The sequence below is a fragment of the Kribbella sp. NPDC005582 genome, assembly GCF_040605415.1.
Lineage (GTDB): Bacteria > Actinomycetota > Actinomycetes > Propionibacteriales > Kribbellaceae > Kribbella.
Map to the genome: position 1 here is coordinate 35,392 of NZ_JBEXCU010000001.1, position 19,601 is coordinate 54,992.

General features: G+C 68.4%; 19 protein-coding genes. 4 read left to right on the top strand and 15 right to left on the bottom strand.

Annotated elements, in window-relative coordinates; genetic code table 11:
• Positions 1–22 precede the first annotated feature (22 nt).
• From ABZS29_RS00145 to infC, 5 genes are all read right to left on the bottom strand, one after another.
• The gene (locus ABZS29_RS00145; RefSeq protein ID WP_355457038.1) at positions 23–937 is read right to left on the bottom strand and encodes a CehA/McbA family metallohydrolase; all 915 of its coding nucleotides are present in this window, start codon (positions 935–937) and stop codon (positions 23–25) included.
• Complete coding sequence (locus tag ABZS29_RS00150; protein WP_355457040.1) at positions 934–1,746, bottom strand: RNA methyltransferase; 813 nt, start codon at positions 1,744–1,746, stop codon at positions 934–936. Before ABZS29_RS00150 ends, ABZS29_RS00145 begins: the two co-directional genes overlap by 4 nt.
• A gap of 29 nt (positions 1,747–1,775) precedes the next feature.
• Positions 1,776–2,162: a 50S ribosomal protein L20 gene (gene rplT, locus ABZS29_RS00155; protein ID WP_171676772.1), complete on the bottom strand. Its 387-nt coding sequence runs from the start codon at positions 2,160–2,162 to the stop codon at positions 1,776–1,778.
• A 94-nt stretch (positions 2,163–2,256) separates the two neighbouring features.
• Entirely contained in the window at positions 2,257–2,451 is a 195-nt protein-coding gene (gene rpmI / locus ABZS29_RS00160) for a 50S ribosomal protein L35 (RefSeq protein ID WP_132169842.1), read from the bottom strand.
• Between the two features lie 85 nt (positions 2,452–2,536).
• Positions 2,537–3,181: a translation initiation factor IF-3 gene (gene infC / locus ABZS29_RS00165; RefSeq protein WP_355457042.1), complete on the bottom strand. Its 645-nt coding sequence runs from the start codon at positions 3,179–3,181 to the stop codon at positions 2,537–2,539.
• A 359-nt stretch (positions 3,182–3,540) separates the two neighbouring features.
• Between infC and ABZS29_RS00170 the strand changes: the two genes are divergently transcribed.
• Positions 3,541–3,909, top strand: coding sequence for a DUF1844 domain-containing protein (locus tag ABZS29_RS00170; protein WP_355457044.1), 369 nt, complete (start codon positions 3,541–3,543; stop codon positions 3,907–3,909).
• Positions 3,910–4,000: 91 nt separating this feature from the next.
• Here the strand turns inward: ABZS29_RS00170 and ABZS29_RS00175 are convergent, their stop codons facing one another.
• The 6 genes from ABZS29_RS00175 to gabT all read right to left on the bottom strand — a co-directional run bounded on the left by ABZS29_RS00175 (position 4,001) and on the right by gabT (position 12,525).
• Entirely contained in the window at positions 4,001–5,203 is a 1,203-nt protein-coding gene (locus ABZS29_RS00175; protein WP_355457046.1) for a cupin domain-containing protein, read from the bottom strand.
• Complete coding sequence (locus tag ABZS29_RS00180; RefSeq protein ID WP_355457047.1) at positions 5,193–6,419, bottom strand: MFS transporter; 1,227 nt, start codon at positions 6,417–6,419, stop codon at positions 5,193–5,195. Before ABZS29_RS00180 ends, ABZS29_RS00175 begins: the two co-directional genes overlap by 11 nt.
• Positions 6,416–6,967 (bottom strand): flavoprotein, encoded by a 552-nt coding sequence (locus ABZS29_RS00185; RefSeq protein ID WP_355457049.1) that lies wholly within the window; start codon positions 6,965–6,967, stop codon positions 6,416–6,418. The genes ABZS29_RS00180 and ABZS29_RS00185 overlap by 4 nt, the downstream gene beginning before the upstream one ends.
• Complete coding sequence (lanKC, locus tag ABZS29_RS00190) at positions 6,957–9,506, bottom strand: class III lanthionine synthetase LanKC (protein WP_355457051.1); 2,550 nt, start codon at positions 9,504–9,506, stop codon at positions 6,957–6,959. The genes ABZS29_RS00185 and lanKC overlap by 11 nt, the downstream gene beginning before the upstream one ends.
• Positions 9,507–9,859: 353 nt before the next feature.
• Positions 9,860–11,206, bottom strand: coding sequence for an NAD-dependent succinate-semialdehyde dehydrogenase (locus ABZS29_RS00195; RefSeq protein ID WP_355457053.1), 1,347 nt, complete (start codon positions 11,204–11,206; stop codon positions 9,860–9,862).
• Positions 11,203–12,525 carry a 4-aminobutyrate--2-oxoglutarate transaminase gene (gene gabT / locus ABZS29_RS00200; RefSeq protein WP_355457055.1) on the bottom strand — a complete coding sequence of 441 codons (1,323 nt, stop codon included), beginning with the start codon at positions 12,523–12,525 and terminating at the stop codon, positions 11,203–11,205. Before gabT ends, ABZS29_RS00195 begins: the two co-directional genes overlap by 4 nt.
• A 73-nt stretch (positions 12,526–12,598) precedes the next feature.
• Here gabT and ABZS29_RS00205 point away from each other — a divergent pair, with 73 nt between their 5' ends.
• Positions 12,599–13,492, top strand: a complete 894-nt coding sequence (locus ABZS29_RS00205) for a LysR family transcriptional regulator (protein ID WP_355457057.1) — start codon at positions 12,599–12,601, stop codon at positions 13,490–13,492.
• Here ABZS29_RS00205 and ABZS29_RS00210 read toward each other — a convergent pair.
• From ABZS29_RS00210 to ABZS29_RS00220, 3 genes are read right to left on the bottom strand one after another with little or no spacing between them, the layout of a single operon-like run.
• Positions 13,482–14,402: a carbohydrate ABC transporter permease gene (locus tag ABZS29_RS00210; protein WP_355457059.1), complete on the bottom strand. Its 921-nt coding sequence runs from the start codon at positions 14,400–14,402 to the stop codon at positions 13,482–13,484. The genes ABZS29_RS00205 and ABZS29_RS00210 overlap by 11 nt on opposite strands.
• Positions 14,399–15,277: a sugar ABC transporter permease gene (locus ABZS29_RS00215; RefSeq protein ID WP_355457061.1), complete on the bottom strand. Its 879-nt coding sequence runs from the start codon at positions 15,275–15,277 to the stop codon at positions 14,399–14,401. Before ABZS29_RS00215 ends, ABZS29_RS00210 begins: the two co-directional genes overlap by 4 nt.
• 24 nt (positions 15,278–15,301) lie before the next feature.
• Complete coding sequence (locus ABZS29_RS00220; protein WP_355457063.1) at positions 15,302–16,597, bottom strand: sugar ABC transporter substrate-binding protein; 1,296 nt, start codon at positions 16,595–16,597, stop codon at positions 15,302–15,304.
• Between the two features lie 87 nt (positions 16,598–16,684).
• Here ABZS29_RS00220 and ABZS29_RS00225 point away from each other — a divergent pair, with 87 nt between their 5' ends.
• Together ABZS29_RS00225 and ABZS29_RS00230 are read left to right on the top strand one after the other, a co-directional pair.
• The gene (locus tag ABZS29_RS00225) at positions 16,685–17,701 is read left to right on the top strand and encodes a LacI family DNA-binding transcriptional regulator (RefSeq protein WP_355457065.1); all 1,017 of its coding nucleotides are present in this window, start codon (positions 16,685–16,687) and stop codon (positions 17,699–17,701) included.
• A 39-nt stretch (positions 17,702–17,740) separates the two neighbouring features.
• Positions 17,741–18,901: a glycosyl hydrolase gene (locus tag ABZS29_RS00230; RefSeq protein ID WP_355457066.1), complete on the top strand. Its 1,161-nt coding sequence runs from the start codon at positions 17,741–17,743 to the stop codon at positions 18,899–18,901.
• Here the strand turns inward: ABZS29_RS00230 and ABZS29_RS00235 are convergent.
• Positions 18,888–19,592, bottom strand: coding sequence for a TetR/AcrR family transcriptional regulator (locus tag ABZS29_RS00235; protein WP_355457068.1), 705 nt, complete (start codon positions 19,590–19,592; stop codon positions 18,888–18,890). The two genes, ABZS29_RS00230 and ABZS29_RS00235, sit on opposite strands and share 14 nt — an antisense overlap.
• Positions 19,593–19,601 lie beyond the last annotated feature (9 nt).

Below are 19,601 nucleotides of genomic sequence, written 5' to 3' on the forward strand. Positions count from 1 at the left end.
CGCAGCTTAATCGACGGCGGGGCTACGAAATCGGTTCCGCGGGCAGATGGATCGGGTTGGTCCAGGCCCGCCCGCCGGCCGCGTCCTCGACCGTGATCCGGCAGTGTGAGCCGCGAAACATTGCCACTGGCAAGGAACACTCGGTCAGCCCGGTGCCCTGCTCCACCTGGGCTCCCGGCACACCGCCGCTGAGCAACACCTTCACCGCCGCCGAGCACCGCACCCGCATCACGTCGCCGTCCAGACGGACGTCGTACAGCTCCGGACCGGTGCTGGAGTAGAAGTGCCCTGCGATCAGTGCCGTCAGCAGTTCGTCCGGTTCGAGGGACTCACTGCGCACCTGGACCCAGGCCGCGCACGGCGGCGGGTCCTGCGGCTGCAGGTGGGCGTCGTCCGCGGCGTACGCCGTCAGCCGGTGCCCGCGGTTCAGCAACACGTCGGTGAGGTGCCAGCTGTCGCCCCGGTTCTCCCGGTCCGCCAGCGCGTTGTAAACCTCGACAGAGTGGGCAGCGTCCAGGCTCTCGGCGTCCACGGCCGTCAGCAGAGACGCGGACGGATGTGCCATGCCGACGAAAGCCCCGGCTGCCCGGGCGCGCCGGGCGAGCTCCGGACCGGTCTCCCCCGCCGCAGGCTGCTCGAAGTCCAGGGGCAGACCTACGGCGACGATGTGCCAGGACGGTCCCGCCTCCGTCCGCGGTGCGTGCAGTTCCGCGCCGATCAGCGTCGTGAACGCAGCTGTCCGCAGATTGCGGGTGTCGGTCATCGGGAAGTCGTACTCGGCCCGGAAGTGATCGGTGATCGCGAGGAAGTCGTACCCCGCCTCGCGATAGATCCGCGCAGTCTCGGCGGGCGAGAAGGCGCCGTCGGACTCCGACGAGTGGGTGTGCAGGTTGCCCCGCCAGAACCGGCCGGGCAGGTCGAACGGGAGGCCTGTCACCGGCGTTGGGCTCGCGCCGAGGCGTAGAGGCAGATGGCGGCGGCGGTGGCCAGGTTGAGTGACTCGGCGCGGCCGTAGATGGGGACCTTGACGGAGTGGTCGACGAAGGCGTCGAAGCCGTCGGGGAGGCCGTGAGCCTCGTTGCCGAAGAGCCACACCGTGGGCTTGGCGAGGGTGCCGTCGTCGATGCAGGTGTCGAGGTCGGTGGTGCCGTAGCCGTCGGCGGCGAGGACCTGCAGGCCCTGGGCACGCCAGGTGGTGGCGGCGGTGGCGAGGTCGGCCTCGACGGCGATCGGCAGGTGGAAGATGCTTCCGACGCTCGCCCGGACGGCCTTCGGGTTGTGCGGGTCGACGGACTCGGTCGACAGTACGACGGCATCCGCGCCGGCGGCGTCCGCCGTACGGATCAGGGTGCCGACGTTGCCCGGATCGCGGACCTGGAAGCCGGCCGCGACCAGGCGGGCCGTCGGGAGAACCGCCTGCTCCAGCGAGATGTCGACGAGTGAGCAGACCGCCACGACGCCCTGGGAGGTGACCGTCTCGCTCAGCGCCTCGGCGCCGGCCCGGTCGACGTCGAACCACGGGACGCCGGCCGCGGCGGCCAGGTCGCGCAGATCGCGATGCCGGGTGGCCACGGAGGGTTCGGCGTACACCTCGAGGACGAGCTCGCGGTGCTCGAGCGCCTCGCGGACCGCCTGCGGGCCTTCGGCCAGGAAGCGGCCGGTCTTGCGCCGGAACGCACGAGTGGCGAGCCGCCGGGCCTGCTTGATCCGCACGGATTGCGCGGTCAGCAGACCAGGGCTCGCCACTCGACTGTTACTCAGGAAACCGGTAGTACTCAGGCCGAGACGGCCGGCGCGTTGACGTCGGCCGGCAGGGCGGCCTTGGCCACCTGCACCAGCGCGGAGAACGCCGCCGGGTCGTTGACGGCCAGGTCGGCGAGGATCTTGCGGTCCACCTCGACCTCGGCCAGGCGCAGACCCTGGATGAACCGGTTGTAGGTCAGGTCCTCGGCGCGGACCGCAGCGTTGATCCGCTGGATCCACAGCTTGCGGAAGTCGCCCTTGCGCGCCTTGCGGTCACGGTAGGCGTAGACGAGCGAGTGGGTGACCTGCTCCTTGGCCTTGCGGTACAGCCGCGAGCGCTGGCCGCGGTAGCCGCTGGCCTGCTCGAGTACGACCCGGCGCTTCTTGTGGGCGTTGACTGCCCGCTTCACGCGTGCCATGAGGTGTTACTCCTTGGTTCTGCGCCGCGACCGGGCTGGGCCGGTACGGCGGATGTTCGGGGGAAGGGCCACGAGGCCCCGCGAGGCGGGAGCCTCAGATGCCGAGAAGCTTCTTGGCCTTCTTGGCGAACGACGGCGCGACCTCGACCGTGCCGCTCAGCCGGCGCTTGCGCTTCGAGGACTTCGCCTCGGCGAGGTGGCGGACACCCGTCTGCTCGCGGCGCAGCTTGCCCGAGCCCGTGACGCGGACGCGCTTCTTCATCCCCGAGTGGGTCTTCATCTTCGGCATGGCTAATGAACTCCTGGATTGTTCTTCGTTGACTCGAACTCGGTGGTGCGGTGCTCCGGCAGCGGAACCGCGCCGGAGCGAACCGTCACTCCGGGTCGAGGTTGTCTGCCGGACCCTTCGGCTTCTTCGTGGCACCGGCGGCGACCTCGGCCTCGTGCGCCTTGACCTGGGCGGCACGCTCGACGCGCTCGGCTTCCACCTCGGCCTCGCGCTCGGCGACCTTCTTCGCCTTCTCGGCGTCCACGTCCACGCGCGCCTCGGACTTCTTCTTGTGCGGTCCGAGAACCATGATCATGTTCCGGCCGTCCTGGCGGGCGTTCGACTCCACGAAGCCGAGCTCGCTGACGTCCTCGGCCAGCCGCTGCAGCAGCCGGAAGCCGAGCTCCGGCCGCGACTGCTCGCGACCGCGGAACATGATGGTGATCTTCACCTTGTCACCGGCACGGAGGAAGCGGACGACGTGACCCTTCTTGGTCTCGTAGTCGTGCGGGTCGATCTTCGGCCGCAGCTTCATCTCTTTGATGACGGTGTTGGTCTGGTTCCGGCGGGACTCGCGCGCCTTCTGCGCGGTCTCGTACTTGTACTTGCCGAAATCCATCAGCTTGCAGACCGGCGGGCGTGCCGTGGCCGCAACCTCGACCAGGTCGAGATCGGCTTCCTGTGCCAACCGCAGTGCGTCTTCGATCCGGACGATGCCTACCTGCTCACCGTTCGGTCCGACCAGCCGCACCTCGGGAACGCGGATGCGCTCGTTGACGCGCAGTTCAATGGTGATGGGTCCTCCTGGGTTGTTCTGAATCCGGTACCACCTCTTCGTCGCTCGAGGTCTCCTCGAGAAACGACGAAGGCCTCCGTGCGACTAACACACGAAGGCCCAATTCCCTGATCCCCGGCGCACCAACCGTCAAACAGCCGGAACGCCGTACGATTTCACCAAGACCGGAGTCTCGGTGTTGACCGGGACCCGCCGACTGTTCATCAGCTGGGTGGGAGGTGGCCCTCCGCTTGGATCCAACCACCGGCGCTCCTCGGGTATTCCACCCAGGGGGCACCACTGGACCGGATCGGTCGCCGTGCAACAGTAACACCATGACCGACGACATCTCCACTCCGCAGCCTGCAACCCCCTCGCGCGACATTGCCGAGGTGCCCAGCGTGGAGATCATTTCGACCGCCGCCCTGCACCTGCTGAGCGCGGCCGCCGTCAACCTCGGCCTGGCCGAGGACCTGCCCGAGCACAAGGATCTCGACGAGGCGCGCTCGCTGATCGACGCCCTGGCCGGCCTGCTCGACGCCGCGGCGCCGTCGCTCGGTCACCACCACGCCGCGCCGCTCCGCGACGGCCTGCGCTCCCTGCAGCTCGCCTTCAAGGAAGCCTCCAGCATCCCGGACGAGCCCGGCGCCGGCCCCGGCGAGAAGTACACCGGAGCCGTCTACCCCTCCCCCGCCCGCCGCTGACCGCCGCCCCCATTTGGTGGGTTGACCCATCCCGTTGTGGGTTCACCCACCGCATGCGGGTGGTCAACCCACAAGCTCGTGGGTGGACCCATCAAATGGCGGCGCGGACTGCCAGGCCGGTGCGGAGCAGGAGGGTGACGAGGTCCAGGGCGTCCTGCTCGGGGAGTTCGAGGGTGCGGGCTGTCCAGGGGGTTGAGGAGTCGGCGGTGAGGAGTTCGGCGACTACTCGGGCGGGGGCGTCCTCGAACTCGACGATGGAGTCGCCGAGGTGGACTCGCAGCCGGCCGGCGGGCGTCCAGTCGACACCCGCCGCCGCTTCGGCGACCGTACGGACCTGCGTGTCCAGCGTCGGCGCAGGCAGGAAGTTGTCCATCGGGCGCCGTGCCGACTCCAGCGAGAACCGCCGGTAGCTGTCGGCCAGCTCCTGGTTGTCGGTCGGGACGAGCGCGGCGAAGTGAGCGGCCAGCAGCTTGGCGGTCGTGGCCAGCGCCTCGGCGCGTAGATCGGCAGAGCGACCGAAGCCCCACGGCAGCTCGGCCCGGAAGGCCCGCTCCGAGCCGAGCGCCCGGACGAGCTCACCAGCCAGCCAGTACGGCGTCAGCGTCGGAAACGAGAAGCTGACGTGTAGCGAGTGGTCGTCGGTGGCGAACCCGTTGTGGATCCAGCCGCGCGGAATCCACAGGCTGTCACCTGGTTTCAGAGTCACTTCCAGGAACGGCGTACCGGTGCGGAGGCGGTCCCACTCGGCCTCGGTGACTTTGGAGCCGTCCCACGGCTGGTGCTCCAGCGGGTCGTTGTAGACCGGCGCATGCAGCTGCCAGGTCTTGCTCCCGGCCGTCTGCACGATCAACACCGAGTGCGTGTCGTAGTGGTGCGCGAATCCCTGGCTGCCGGCCGGAGTGAGGTACGCATTCGCGCTGATCGGCAGTCCGGTCTCGTGGCTGAGCCGACGGCACAGGTCGCCGATCGGCTTCCAGATGCGGTGCAGCGACTCGAGCACAGTGGTCGCACCGGCGCCGATGTACGCCGAGACCTTCGTCGTACGGACAACGTCGGCGAAGCCGGGCTGGATCGGCTGACCGGCCCACGTGTACGCCGCGGGCGCGACGCGCTGGCCGTCCTTGACCAGGCTCACCATCTGCCGTTGCAACGAGCCATGGTCGATCAGCTCACCCACTGCGGCCAGACCGAAGTCCAGCGACGAGGAGCCGCGCCACGCGACCGCCTCGGTCGGCGGCTGGTCCAGGAAGCCGGCGGCATCGGGAATCAGACTGGACAGAGCTTCAGTACGCATGACACGCCTCCGGTTCGGGTGACAGTTGGGCCCGGACCGGCCGGGCCAGAGTGAACAGGACGGCACCGGCCAGCGCGGCGGCCATCACGCCGTACGCCGGGCCTGGGCCGTAGTACTGCAGCAGCCAGCCCATGACGAGGGTGCTGATCGGGTAGAAGAGCGAGCCGACGAGAGTCATGGTGCTCTGGGCCCGCGCCATCATCGAGTCGTCGATGACGTCGTAGACCTGAGCAGTCATCGCGATGATCAGCACCGGTGCAGTCGCGCCGAGCAGGGCCAGTGCACCAACCACGACAGGCATCGACGGCACGACGGCGACTGCCGTGACAGCCCCGGCCACCACCAGACCGCCAACCACGACGGCTCGGAACGCGCCTGTCTCCACCAGCTTGGGAGCGACGAGTGATCCGAGCAGTGCACCGGCTGCGACGACCGCGGACATCGCACCGATCACCTCGGCCGGGGTCTTCAACGTGACCAGCATCGGCACCATCCCGAAGAACGCTGCGGCCGTGGCGAAGTTCAGTACGGCGGACCAGAGCGTCAGGGTCCGCAGGAAAGGCTGCGTGAACACGTAGCGCAGACCCGACCACATGTCCGTGCTGAGTCGTTCCTGCGACGCATTGCGACCACCGAGACCAGCGGAGATCCGGAACACCAGATAGGTGCACAGCACGAAGGTCACCGCGTTGATGGCGAACGGAATCCAGTGCGCGACCGCATACAGCCCACCACCGACCGCAGGGCCGAGCAGACTGGCGGCGTACGAGCGGGACTCGTTGAGCGACACGGCTTTGGTGATGTCGTCCGGGCGGACCAGGTGCCGCAGCGCAGCCGCCAGCGACGGGTTGTAGATCGAGCTGACCAGTCCGTCGACCACTCCGACGACCACGAGGGGCCAGACCGACGCCACACCGGCGAAGACCGCCACAGCCAGTACTGCCCACAGGACCGCGCGGATCAGGTCGACCAGGATCATCACCCGCCGCCGGTCCCATCGATCGGCGAGAGCACCGGCTGGCAGCCGGGCAACATTCAGCACGATGAGCCGGACCGTGAGCAGCGCACCGGCCCAGAGCGCCGACCCGGTCAGGTCCAGCACCAACAGCGGGATGCACACGTCGCTGACGCGCGCACCCAACGCCGTCAGTGCCTGTCCCCACCAGAACCGGCTGAAGTCCCGGTTCTCACGCAGCAACGCGGTCCGGCTATTCATGCGGCAACCAGGTTCCGCCACTGCGCAGCGATCACCGCCGCGGTCCGGACTGGCGCCGGCATTGCCTTGCTGGGCTCGAATTCACCGCTCCACAGCGTCAGTACCTCAGTGTCTTCCGGGGACACCACGACGACGTCCTGTTCGCGGAGCGAGCGGACGGCCTGCTGAGTGGTGCGTGCCTGCCACATTCGCGGGTTCATGTGCGGGAACACGATCCGCGGTGCGGGCGTGGCCAGCATGGCGGTCAGTGCGGGTGACGAGGCCAGTCCAAGCGCAGCGGAGACCAGGAAGTTCGCTGAGCACGGTGCGACCACGAAAAGCCTGGCCCGGTTGGCGAAAGCGACCGGATTGACCACCGGGCCGTGCGGCTCGATCACCTCGTCGGCGATCAACGCAACCGCGGACGGCTGCACGAAGGTGAGCGAGGAGTGCGTCAGCATCACCGACAACGGTCCGCTCACCTCACGGCGCCAGTGCGCCAAGTGGGACGGCAGATCCAGTGCAGCGCTCGCGCCGGTGCACACAACGGCCAGGCGATCACCCGACATGGCTCAACACCCCCACCGGCCGCCCGAACCGTACGTCGAGCGTCTCCCCGCCGTACTGCAATCGGTGCAGAGTCAACGCGACCCCGGCGCTACCGGAAGCCACATCGCAGCTCTGCCGCATCAATCCATCACCCGGGAACCCAGTGCCTGTTGGGTCCTCGCAACGCAGTGCGGTGATCTGCTCGACCAGCCGGCCGATCGTCACGTCCAGCGTGGCCGCATCGTCCGGCAGTGCTGCCTTGGCTTCGAGCAGGAATTCGATCAGCCCGCTCATCCCGGCGAAGTACCCAGGGTTCACGGTGAACGGCATGCCCACACCGCGCACGATTGACCAGAGCGGATCGACCAGCGTCTCGTCTCCGGTCAGCCGGAGGTGGTGTGCGACCGCGAGACCAACGCCCGAGCCGCCACGGACGACGTACGGCTCGAACGGCGAACTGCCGGTGTAGGCGCCGAACCCGATGCCCCCGTTGAACCGCGGCCGCGCGTGGGCCAGGTCGAAGCCCAGTGCACGCCGGCCCATCTTCACCAGGAAGGAGTCGTCCACAGCGACCCCCAGCTCAGTCAGGTACGTCGCCACGCCCGCCGAACCGTGCAGCAGTCCGAGCGGATGCGGATCCGCCTGCTGCCACCACAGTCCGGTTCCGTCGTCAGACGCGCGGTCGATGAGCCGGTCCGCAATCGCGCGAGCCTGGTCGAGGTGCTCGGCTGAACCGGTGAGCCGGTGCGCGTGCAGCTGCGCAACACCCACACCGGCCAGTCCGGTCGCCAGACCGCCGCGCTTGTCTCCGCTCAATGCTTCGGCCGTCGCACCGGCGAGCAGACCGCGGTCGTCCAGTCCCAGCTCCAGCAGGGCGAGCCCGATGCCCGCACGGCCGACGTACAGGCCCATGGGCAGCGGCCGCTTCTCGTCGAGCCGTGCCAGCAGCCAGTCGGTGCACTCAGCCGATACCGAACCGTCCAGCAGGTGCAGTGCGCGCAATACGCCGGCCGCTCCGTACGCGAGGGACAACGTGTTGCTCTGGAACTGCTCCGGGTGGCCTGGGAACAGCCTGTCCCGCCGCTCCGGAGTCGCAGCGGCCCGCAGGCCGCGCAGAGTGTCGGTTAGCAGGTCTTCTGGCTCTCCCGACACGACCGGCAGGCCGAGACGTGCGGGGAGGTCGTTGAGCGGCAGGTCGAGCTGGCGGGCGGTCACCTCGAGCGCTCGGCTGAACACCTCAGGGCGGAAGGCGAGCAGAGCGTTGCGGGGCATGATCGTCGCGGCCTCGATCGCGTCGACGCCGTACGCGACATAGGCCGCGTCGTCCGACCAGGCCGCCGTACCGGGCTCGGGGGCGAAGCCACTGGTGCGCGGATACTGCGCAGGGTCGGATCCGACCGGTCGGCAGGCTTCGAAGTCGACCAGCCGAACGACGTCGTCATCGTCGATCATGATGTTCGTGAGTGACGTGTCGGAGTACACGATGCCGTGCTCCAGACAGGTCGTGAGCGCGGTCCGGATCTGCCGCAGAATCCCCTGTGCGCGGGCAGGGTACGCAGAGTCCGGCTTGCCGGTCGCAAACGGGTGATTGCGCGACAGCCAGACCTGCATGGTGATTCCAGGCACCTTGGACTGCACCAGGAACGTGTGCTCCCACACCGTCGCCAGCTCCACGCCAGCGGGCGCGACACCGGTGCCTGCGAGCTGCTGGAGGTAGTCGTACTCGCGCTGCAGCCGCTCCGGCGCATCTGAGCCGTCCGGTGCGAAGGCTGTGTGCGGACGAGCCTCCTTGAGCACGTACTCCGCTCCGTCCGGACCGGTCGCCAGATAGACGCCGCCAGCCGGCGAGTGCCGCAGTACTGACTTGACCTTGTACCGCTTGAGCAGACCGGTCGGGTCGGGCTCACCACCCTCAGCCGGTACGGCGAACGGGTCGTCGGTGACCCAGGACGGCAGGGTGAAGGTGGGAGTGCGTGAGTCGTTCCACGGCTTGCCATCCGGACCGGTGACCACGCTGATCGGATAGCCGTCGTCGTCGACGCCCGGAGGCTTGCGGAAGGTGCCGTAGCGGTACTGCACCACGTCGCTCCCCGGGTACCGGCGATCGGTTAGTACGTGTGCGCCGTGCAGGTCGCTGACGCGCCTGCTCAGGCGGTCGGCCAGCTCTCGGGCGTGCTCTTCAGACAGCGGGTAGACCGTCACCGCCTTGCCTGCGCCGCCACGCGACCACCAGCGGGCCAACTGAGCCAGTCCGAGCTCCGGAGAGCGGATGACCTTGAAGCTGAACGAGTCGATCAGGTACTCGTCGATCACCGCGTTCATCAGCGTGGCCAGGTCGTCCGGCCGCGCTGCGAGGTGCAGCTTCCAGCCGTACTCCGGCAGTTCGCTGAGCGGGCGGTCCAGGCAACGGGCCCAGATGCCGACGCCGTCCACCACGGCGGCGCGGTCGCCGACGCGCTCGCGCAGGAGCTCCAGGAACGCGCCCGGTTCGGAAGACCGCTCGACGCGGTCGTAGTACTGCGGGTCACTGATCGTGTAGGCCCGGAACGAGTCGATCATCGGCACTGCACCCCTCTCAGGACAGACGGAAGGGGGCCTGGGCCGACTCGGCACAGGCCCCCTGGGTGTCGCGAAGGTCAGCAGTTGTAGCTGACGCCCGAGCCGTCGGTGTGCAGCACCGGGCTGGTGGTGTTCTCCTCGGACAGGATCTGCAGGTCGAGAACCTCAGCCATGATTTTCTCCTTCGGTCCGGAACCGTTTCCGGTTCCTTGGGGCGGTCGGCCGGTCGGCCTTCCCGATAGCCAGAAGTCAACCGTTTCCCGCCGGCCCCCACATGGGTCGCGACCACCCAGATTCCCGCACCCCCACCGCACCCACCCACCGGCAACGGAATCTGGGTAGCCGCCCCCCATTTACGGCCAATCGATGCTCAGGTACTGGGTTTCCTGGTACTCGCGGAGACCGTGGCGCGCCCCCTCGCGCCCCAGGCCGCTCTGCTTCACACCGCCGAACGGCGCCGACGGATCCGAGACCAGGCCACGGTTCACGCCGACCATGCCGACCTCAAGCGCTTCGCTGATCCGGATCGCCCGGCCCAGCTCCCCGGCGTACACGTAGCCGGCCAAGCCGTACTCGGAATCGTTGACCCGGGCAACGAGTTCGCCGTCGTCGGACCAGGTCGCGATCGACGCGACCGGCCCGAAGATCTCCTCGGTGAACAACGTCGAGTCGTCCGGCACATCCCGCAGTACCGTCGGCGGGTAGAAGTGACCAGCCGCGGCCGGTACGGCGGCCTGGTGCGTGACCCGGGCTCCGGACGCGACCGCGTCGTCGACCACGGCGGTCACCCGCTCGACCGCGGCATCCGAGATCAACGGGCCGACGGCAACCTTCTCGACCTCGCGACCGAACAGTTCGGTGAACCGGTCAGCCACGGCCTCATGTACGTAGAACCGGTTGGCCGCCGTACAGGCCTGGCCGCCGTTGCGGAACTTCGCGATCATCGCGCCCGCGACCGCCTGCTCCAGGTCGGCGTCCTCGGTGACCACGAACGGCGCGTTGCCGCCGAGTTCCATCGCCGTCACCACCACCCGGTCCGCGGCCTGGCGCAGAAGCGTCTTGCCGACGGCGGTCGAGCCGGTGAACGAGAGCACCCGCACCCGCCGATCGGCCAGCCAGGTGGAGACCACCCCGGCGGCATCACTGGTGGTGACGACGGTGAGGACGCCTTCGGGAACGCCTGCTTCGGCCAGGAGGCCGGCGATCGCCAACGCGGTCAGTGGAGTCTCGGCGGCCGGCTTCAGCACCGCCGTACAGCCCGCGGCCAAGGCTGGCGCGATCTTGCGGGTCGCCATCGCGGCCGGGAAGTTCCACGGGGTCACGAGGGCGGCGACACCGATCGGTTTGGCGGTGACGATCGTCCGTACGCCGCCGGCCGGAGCCGAGCCGTAGTCACCACCTGGGCGGACCGCCTCTTCGGCGTACCAGCGGAAGAACTCCGCGGCGTACGTGACCTCGGCCAAGGCATCGGCGCGGGTCTTGCCGTTCTCCGCAGTGATCAGGTCGGCCAGCTTCTCGCGGTCACGAAGCATCAGCTCGAAGGTCTTGTGCAGGAGTTCGGATCGGGCTCGGGGCGCCGTACGAGCCCAAGCAGGGAAGGCTTTTGCGGCCGCATCGACCGCTGCGGACGCGTCGTCTGGAGTGGAGTCGGGGACCTCGCCGACGACGGTCAGGTCGGCCGGGTTCAGGACAGTGATCACGAGATCTCCCGCAGCGACGCTACGACGATCTCCAGGGCCTCGACCAGCAGGTCGTCGCTGATCGTCAGCGGCGGCAGGAAGCGCAGCACGTTGCCATAGGTACCGCAGGTCAGCACGACGATTCCTTGCTGATGGCAAGCAGTCGCGACCGCCTTGGCGAGCTCCGGCGCAGGCTCGGAGGTTCCCGGCCCCACCAGCTCGACCGCGATCATCGCGCCCCGGCCGCGGACGTCGCCGATTCGGTCGTCCTCCTTCTGGGCGAGCAGCAGGCGCGGCTTGATCAGCTCCTCGACCTGCCGGGCGCGTGCGACCAGCCCGTCCGTCTCGATCGTCTCGATCGCCGCCAGCGCGGCCGCGCACGCCAGCGGATTGCCGCCGTACGTGCCACCGAGGCCGCCGACCTGCGGGGCATCCATGATCTCCGCCCGACCTGTCACCGCCGACAAGGGCAGACCGCCGGCGATCCCCTTGGCAGTCGCGACCAGGTCCGGTACGACGCCCTCGTGATCGCAGGCGAACAGATCGCCGGTCCGCGCGAAGCCGCTCTGTACCTCGTCTGCCACGAAGACCGCGCCGTTCGCCCGGCACCACTCGGCCAGTGCCGGCAGGAAACCAGGTGCAGGTTCGACGAAACCGCCTTCACCCTGGATCGGCTCGATCACCAAGGCCGCCACCTCGGTCCCGCCGACCTGCTTCTCGATCACGTCGAGCGCCCGGGCGGCGGCGGTCGCGCCGTCGAGCCCGCCGTCGCGGTACGGGTACGAGACCGGCGCCCGGTAGACCTCGGCCGCGAACGGGCCGAAACCGCGCTTGTACGGCTGGTTCTTGGCCGTCATCGCCAGGGTCAGGTTGGTGCGGCCGTGGTAGGCGTGGTCGAAGACGACGACCGCCTGCCGACCGGTGTAGGCGCGGGCGATCTTGACGGCGTTCTCGACCGCTTCGGCACCGGAGTTGAACAGTGCGGTGCGCTTCTCGTGATCACCTGGGGTCAGCCGGTTCAACGCTTCGGCGACCGCGACGTACCCCTCGTACGGCGTGATCATGAAGCAGGTATGGGTGAACGCGTCGAGCTGCGTCTTGACCGCCTCGACCACGCGCGGCGCGCGGGCGCCGACGGTCGTGACCGCGATCCCGGACCCGAGGTCGATCAATTGGTTGCCGTCGGCATCGACCACGACGCCGCCCTCGGCAGCGACCGCGAAGACGGGCAGGGTCGTCCCCACCCCGGCCGCGACCGCGGCGTGTTTGCGCGCCATCAGCTCCGCCGAGACCGGCCCCGGAATCGCTGTCTTCAGGATGCGTCGCTGTTCGATCGTCATCCGTCCAGTCTTCGGCGGCCGCTCTATGCTGTCCAATACTTGTTCAGCAGGAAGTGCATGCTTAGGAGGCATGGTGGAGCTGCGGACCCTGCAGTACTTCGTGCAGACGGTCGACGCCGGTACGGTCACCGCCGCGGCCGACCGGCTACACATCACGCAGCCCGGTCTGTCCCGACAGCTCCGGCAACTCGAGCAGGAGTTCGGCGTCGAGCTGTTCCACCGGGCCGGCGGCCGGCTGACACCCACCCGCGCCGGCCAGGCCCTGCTCCCCCTCGCCCGAGAAGTGCTGGAGCGCGCCGACGCTCTGCGGATTGCCGCGACGTACCAGGCGCAGGGCCGGCTCGACCGGATCACCATCGGCGCTCCGCTGACGACCTTGCGGGACGTGGTCGCGCCGTTCATCGCCACGCTCGACGCCGACGATCCGACGCCCGAGGTCTTCCAGGCCGACGGTCAGACCGCCGCCGAGATCCTCGGGCGCGGTGCGGATCTCGCCGTGACGAGTACGCCGGCCAGAGCGCCGTACGAGACCAAGCCACTGGCCGCGCTGCCGGTCTGGGCTTGCGTCCCGGAGGGACACCGCTGGGCGCGGCGGGCACGTCTGCGGCTCGAGGAGCTGGCCGACGAGCGGCTGATCCTGCCACCGCCCACCTTCAGCTCCCGCATCTCTCTGGAAGCGGCCCTACGGCGCGAGGGCCTCTCCTACGCCGATGCAGTCGAGGCCGCAGACGGTACGGTCGCGCAGGCGCTCGCAGCGGCCGGCCGTGGGGTCGCCGTCGTCTCCGACGACCCCCAGTTCGACCTGCTCCCACGCCCGATCCGCACCAGCGACGGCGACCTGTCCGTCCGCCTGATCAGCGCCTGGGACTCCCGCCACCCGGCCCGGGAAGCCCTGACCTCCATCGCCGACCGCCTGAGCCAGTTCGTCAGCGCTCGCTACGGCTCGGCCTCAGAGGTCAGCCCTTGACGGCGCCTTCTTCGACGCCCTTGAAGAAGAAGCGCTGGCAGACGGCGAAGACGATCACGATCGGGATGAAGGCGATCATCGTGCCGGCGGCGATCAGGCGGGGGTTGTTGCTGAAGGTGCCGGACAGGTACTGCAGACCGACGGTCAGCGTGTACTTGTCGGGGTCGGTCAGCACGATCAGCGGCCAGAGGAAGTCGTCCCAGGCGCCGATGAAGGCGAAGATCGCGACCACGCTGATGGTTCCGCGGACCGACGGCAGGCCGATGTAGATGAACCGCTGCCAGGCGTTGGCGCCGTCGACGATCGCGGCCTGGTCGACCTCGATCGGCAGCGAACGGAACGCGTTGTACATCAGCAGCACGTTCAGCGCACCGATCATGCCGGGCAGCGCGACACCGAACAGCGTGTTCGCCAGGCCGAACTCCCGCACGGTCACGTACTGCGAGATGATCGTGACCTCACCCGGCAGTACCAGCGTGGCCAGGAACAGCCCGAGCACGAGCTTGCGGCCCTTGAACTGCAGCCGCGAGATCGCGAAGCCGGCCAGCGAAGCGCCGATAATGTTGCCGCCGACAACCAGTACGGCGACCACGAGCGAGTTACGCGCGTAATCCCAGACCGGGATCGTGTCGGCGACCGCCTTGTAGTGGTCGAACGTCGGTTGCGACGGAAGGAGCCGCGGGATCCGGGTGTAGATGTCCTCGCCCGAGCCCTTGAGCGAGGTGGACAACTGCCAGAGGAACGGCCCGATCGTGATCAGCAGCACGAAGACGAGCAGGACGTACCGGGCCACCTTCTCCCGCGGCGACACGGTGTTGAAGCCGAACGCCCCGCTCCGGCCGCGCCGCTTCGGCGTACCGGGCTGATCCGGCAGTGCGATCGGGCGCGCGGGATCCGTTACGGTGCTCATGCCTCGGCTCCTCGACGGTTGAGACGGGCCAGGACGAGCATCGGGACGACCGTGACGAAGAACAGCACGATCGACAGCGCCGAGGCGTAGCCGAGGTTGCCCTCGAAGCCTTGGCTGTACTGCTGGATCAGCATCACGACCGAGTTGTCCCGGCCGCCCGGGCCGCCCTTGCCGCCGCTCAGGATGAACAGCTCTGAGAAGACCCGCAGGGCCGAGACCGAGATCAGGATCGAGATCAGGATCATCGTGCCGCGGACGCCCGGAATCGTGATGTGGATGAACCGCCGCAGCGGGCTCGCGCCGTCGACCGCCGCGGCTTCGTGCAGCTCACGACCGACGTTCCCGAGGGCGGCCAGGTAGATGATCATGTAGTACCCCAGCCCCTTCCAGATCGTCAGGCTGATCGCACTCAGCAGCAGCAACCACTGGTCGGACAGGAACGGCAACGGCCCGGAGATCACGCCGAGCTTCTCGGCCAGCCCGTTGACCAGACCGCGGTCGTCCAGGATCCACTGCCAGATCAGCGCCACCACCACGGCCGAGGCCACGACGGGGGTGTAGAAGGCCGTCCGGAAGAACGTGATCCCGGGCAGCTTCTTCTCCACCAGTACGGCGAGCAGCAGCGGCAGGATGGTCAGGAACGGCAGGCAGACCACCATGTAGATGACGCTGTTCAGCAACGCCCAGCGCAGCTGCTCGTCGTGCAGCAGGGTCTCGAAGTTCTTCAGCCCGACGAACGTGCCGCCGCCCAGCGGCTTGGCGTTGGTGAACGACAGGATGACCGTGTTCACCGACGGCCACAGGTTGAAGACGAGCAGCCACGTGAGTGCTGGAATCACCAGCACCCACGGGGTAAACCACCGTTGGTAGCGCATTACGTCCTTACTTTGAGCTCAGTCTTACTGAGTCAGGAGCTGGTTGGCCTTGTTCACGGCCGCGTCCAGGGCTGCCTGCGAGGTGATCTTGCCGGCGATCGCGAGCGAGATCTGCTGGCCGATGAAGTCGTTGGTCGCGCCGCTGATGACCGCCGGCGTGAGCGACTTGGCTTTCGCCAAGGACTCGAACGCGAGCACCTTCGCGTCGGACTCCGGCGTACCGTCGGACTTCGAGAAGTACGGGTCGCTCGCCGAGGCCTTGGTGGACGGGAAGATGTTGACGATCTTCGCGAACGCGGCCTGGTTCTCGGCGTTGGTGACGAAACGGGCCAGCGCGATCGCGGCGGCCTGGTTCTTGGTCTTGGCCGAGACCGACAGGCCCTGCACGTAGAGCGGCGGGGTGTCGAGCGCCGGCGACGGGACGATCTTGCCCTTCAGCGACGGGTTGTCCTTGGTGAAGTCCTGGATCGCGTTGCCACCACCGGTGGTCCAGGCGACCTTGGACTGGGTGAAGAGCTTGGAGTTGCCCAGGTACTCCTGGGTGAGGATGTCGCGGGGCAGGTAGCCGGCCTTGTAGGCGTCGCGGTACTTGTCCAGCAGCGCGGCGGCCTCGGGGGTGTTGAAGGTGAACTTCTTCCCGTCGTCGGACAGGATCTTCACGCCCGCGTTGGTCAGGTCACCGATGCCGGGCAGCCGGCTCATCAGGTATTCCTTGCCACCGGTCTTGTCGTGCATCGTCTTCGCGGCCGCGAGCAGCTCGTCGAAGGTCTTCGGCGGGTTCTTCGCGTCCAGGCCGGCCTTGGCGAACTTCTCCGAGTTCCAGTAGTCGATGTCGGTGTTCAGGTACCAGGGGTAGCCGAAGGTCCCGTTGAGACCCTGGTACTGGTACGCCTGCACGCCACCCTCGACGTACTCGTCCTTGATCTTCGGGTCGGCCGCACCGACGTCGAGCAGCAGGTTCTGCTTGGCGAGCGGGAGCGCGAAGTCCGGCGGCAGGTTGGTGACATCGGGCAGCTGACCGGCCGACGCCTGGCTCAGCACCTTCTTGTCGTACCCGTCACCGGGCTGGTCCAGCCAGGTCACCTTCGTGCCCGGGTACTTCGCCTCGAAGGCCTTGATCACGCCTTCGACGTACGACGTGAACTTGGGCTTCAGCGCCCAGGTCTGGAACGAGACCTCGCCGGTCACCTGGGCATCCGCGCCGACGGTCGGCTTGGCGCCGCCGTCACCGGAGTTGTCGGACGAGCCGAGGCCGCAGCCGGCCAGAGTGAGAGCCGAGGTGGCAAGCAGCGCCACCAGCGCCGAACGGCGTCTACGCATGGGGATTCTCCAGGGTTTGATAAACCGGTATAGCTCCCGAACTATTCACATCGTAGAATCCGCTGTCAAGGGTGAGGAGGTACGCCGGTGGCCAGACCGACGATCGCGGACATCGCGCAGCGGGCCGGAGTGTCCAAGGGCGCGGTGTCGTTCGCGCTGAACGGGCGGCCCGGGGTCAGCGAGGCGACGCGCGAGCGGATCCTGCGGATCGCCGAGCAGATGGCCTGGCGGCCGCACAGCGCCGCACGGGCCCTGGGAGCGTCGCGGGTGGACTCGGTCGGGATGGTGATCGCCCGGCCGGCGCGCACGCTCGGGGTCGAACCGTTCTTCGCACACCTGCTCTCCGGCGTGCAGTCGGGGTTGTCCGCGGAGTCGATCTCGCTGCAACTGCTGATCGTCGAGGACACCGAGGCCGAGATCGAGGTGTACCGGCGCTGGAACTCCGAGCATCGCGTGGACGGCGTGATCCTGGTCGACCTGACCGTCCGCGACCCCCGGATCGACGAGCTCAAGGCGCTGGAAATGCCCGCCGTGGTGATCGGCGGCCGCGGCGGCAAGGGTCAGCTCGCCTCAGTGTGGGCCGACGACCGTGATGCCATGCTCACGATCGTCGAGTACCTGGCCGCGCTCGGTCACCGCCGCATCGCCCACGTCGCCGGTACGCCGGTCTTCCAGCACACGCAGCGCCGGATCCGCGCCGTACGGGATGCTGCACCGCGCCTCGGCCTGCTCGACGCGCCATCGCTGACCACCGACTTCAGCGACGCCGAAGGCGCCGCGACCACCCGCCGGCTGCTCGCCCAGGCGGACCGGCCGACCGCGATCGTCTACGACAGCGACGTGATGGCCGTAGCCGGGCTCGGCGTGGCGATGGAGATGGGCGTCTCGGTCCCCGGCGACCTGTCGATCGTCGCCTTCGACGACTCCATCCTCACCCAGCTCATGCACCCCGCCCTGACCGCGATGTCCCGCGACACCTTCGACTTCGGCCGCCAGGCCGCCGAGGTGCTCCTCGAAGTCATCGCCGACCCCGCCACCGTCGTCAACCGCCGGACCGCCGACCCAGTCCTCACCGTCCGCGAGTCCACCGCCCCACCCAGCTGATGTTGCTGTTGGTACCTAAACCGATTTAGCATGCGGATCATGGGTTTGGATCCGCGGTTCGGCGCGAACTACGTTCCTTCGAGCGGCTGGTTCTACAGCTGGCTCGACTACGACCGGGACGCCGTACGGCGGGACTTCGCGGACCTGGCCGGGCTGGGTCTGGACCATGTCCGGGTGTTCCCGGTCTGGCCGTGGATCCAGCCGAACCGGGCGATCATCCGCGAGCGCGCGATCGCGGATCTGCTGGACACGATCGACGCGGCCGCGGAGCACGGGCTGTCGGTGGCGGTCGACCTGATCCAGGGGCATCTGTCGAGTTTCGACTTCCTGCCGTCGTGGGTGCTGACCTGGCACAAGAGCAGCCTGTTCGAGGACCCGACCGTCCGCGACGGACTGACGGCGTACGTCGACACCGTGGCGCGCGCGGTCGCCGAGAAGCCGAACCTGTTCGCGATCACGCTCGGAAACGAGGTGAACAACCTCTGGCCGGACAGCCCGACCACGTCCGGGGCATCGACGTCGTGGGCCACCGAGTTGCTGGACACCGTGCGGAAGGCGGCGCCCGGCGTACTGGCGTTGCACTCGGTCTTCGACGACGCCTGGTACAAGGCCGATCATCCGTTCCTGCCAACCGACGCGGTGGATCTCGGCGACCTGAGTACGGTCCACTCCTGGGTGTTCAACGGGGTCTCGCGAGTGGACGGGCCGATGGGTCCGGCGACGCTCAGCCATGCCGACTACCTGGTCGGGCTCGCGGCTGCGACGTCGCTGGATCCGTCCCGGCCGGTGTGGCTGCAGGAGGTCGGCGTACCTGGGCCCGACATCCCGGTGGAGCTGCAGGCCGAGTTCACCCGACGGACGGTCGAGCACGTGCTGCCGAACCCTGCCTTGTACGGCGTGACGTGGTGGTCGTCGCACGACATCGACCGGCGGCTGCTGGACTTCCCCGACCGTGAGTACGACCTGGGCCTGTTTACTGTCGACCACGAGCGCAAGCCGGCCGCGCAGGCGTTGGCCGACGTCATCGCCTCGGTGCGGGCGAACGGCGTACCGGCTGAGCCGGCTGTGACCACGCTGACCGCACCGGTCAATCTGCGCACCGAGCCGGAGCGTCGGCCGGAAGTTGCCCCCGGCAGCGAATTCCACCTGCAGTGGGTGGCCGCGCGCACCGAAGGGCCGGTTCGCATCACCCTGCCTTGATCAGGACCTCGATGCCGTCGAGGGTGCGGGTCAGGCCGAACTCGAGGTCGTCGTCCAGGCCGTCGTTGTACTCGGCGTTGGTGTAGAGCGACACGAGCATCGGATAGTCGTGCTCGATGAGGCGTGGGACCAGGAAGGCGCCCACCTGCTCGGCCTGCACCGGTACGTCGTCGCTCGCGCCCAGCTGGCGAGCGAGCGTCGCGTAGTTGCGTGCGAACCCGTCGAGCAGCATCAGGCAGCCGAGAGCGTCGTGCTGACTCAACGGCGTCTCGGCGAAGGCCTGCAGCATCACCTCGGCCCAGCGCATCATGTTCGGCGTATTGGGCGCGCCTCGGAGCGGTACGTCGAGCAGCCACGGGCGCTCGGCGTACCGGTCGACCAGCGCATGCACCCACGCGGTCGCTGCCGGACGCCAGCCGGCCGGTAGCTCGGGCGGGCCCCCGAGCGCCTTCTCGTTGACGAGCACGATCAGCTCGTCCTTGGACCGCACGTAGCGGTACATCGCGTTGGTGGTGACGCCGAGCTGGGCCGCGATCTTCTGCAGCGAGATCGCCGCGAAACCGCCGGTGTCGCCGAGTTCGACACCGGTGTCGACGATCTGTTCGACCGACAGCCCTGGCTTCGGGCCACGCCGCTGGACGGGCTGGACGCCCCAAGCCAGTGCGAGTCCGGGTGGCAGCTCTGCGGTCATTCCCCCATC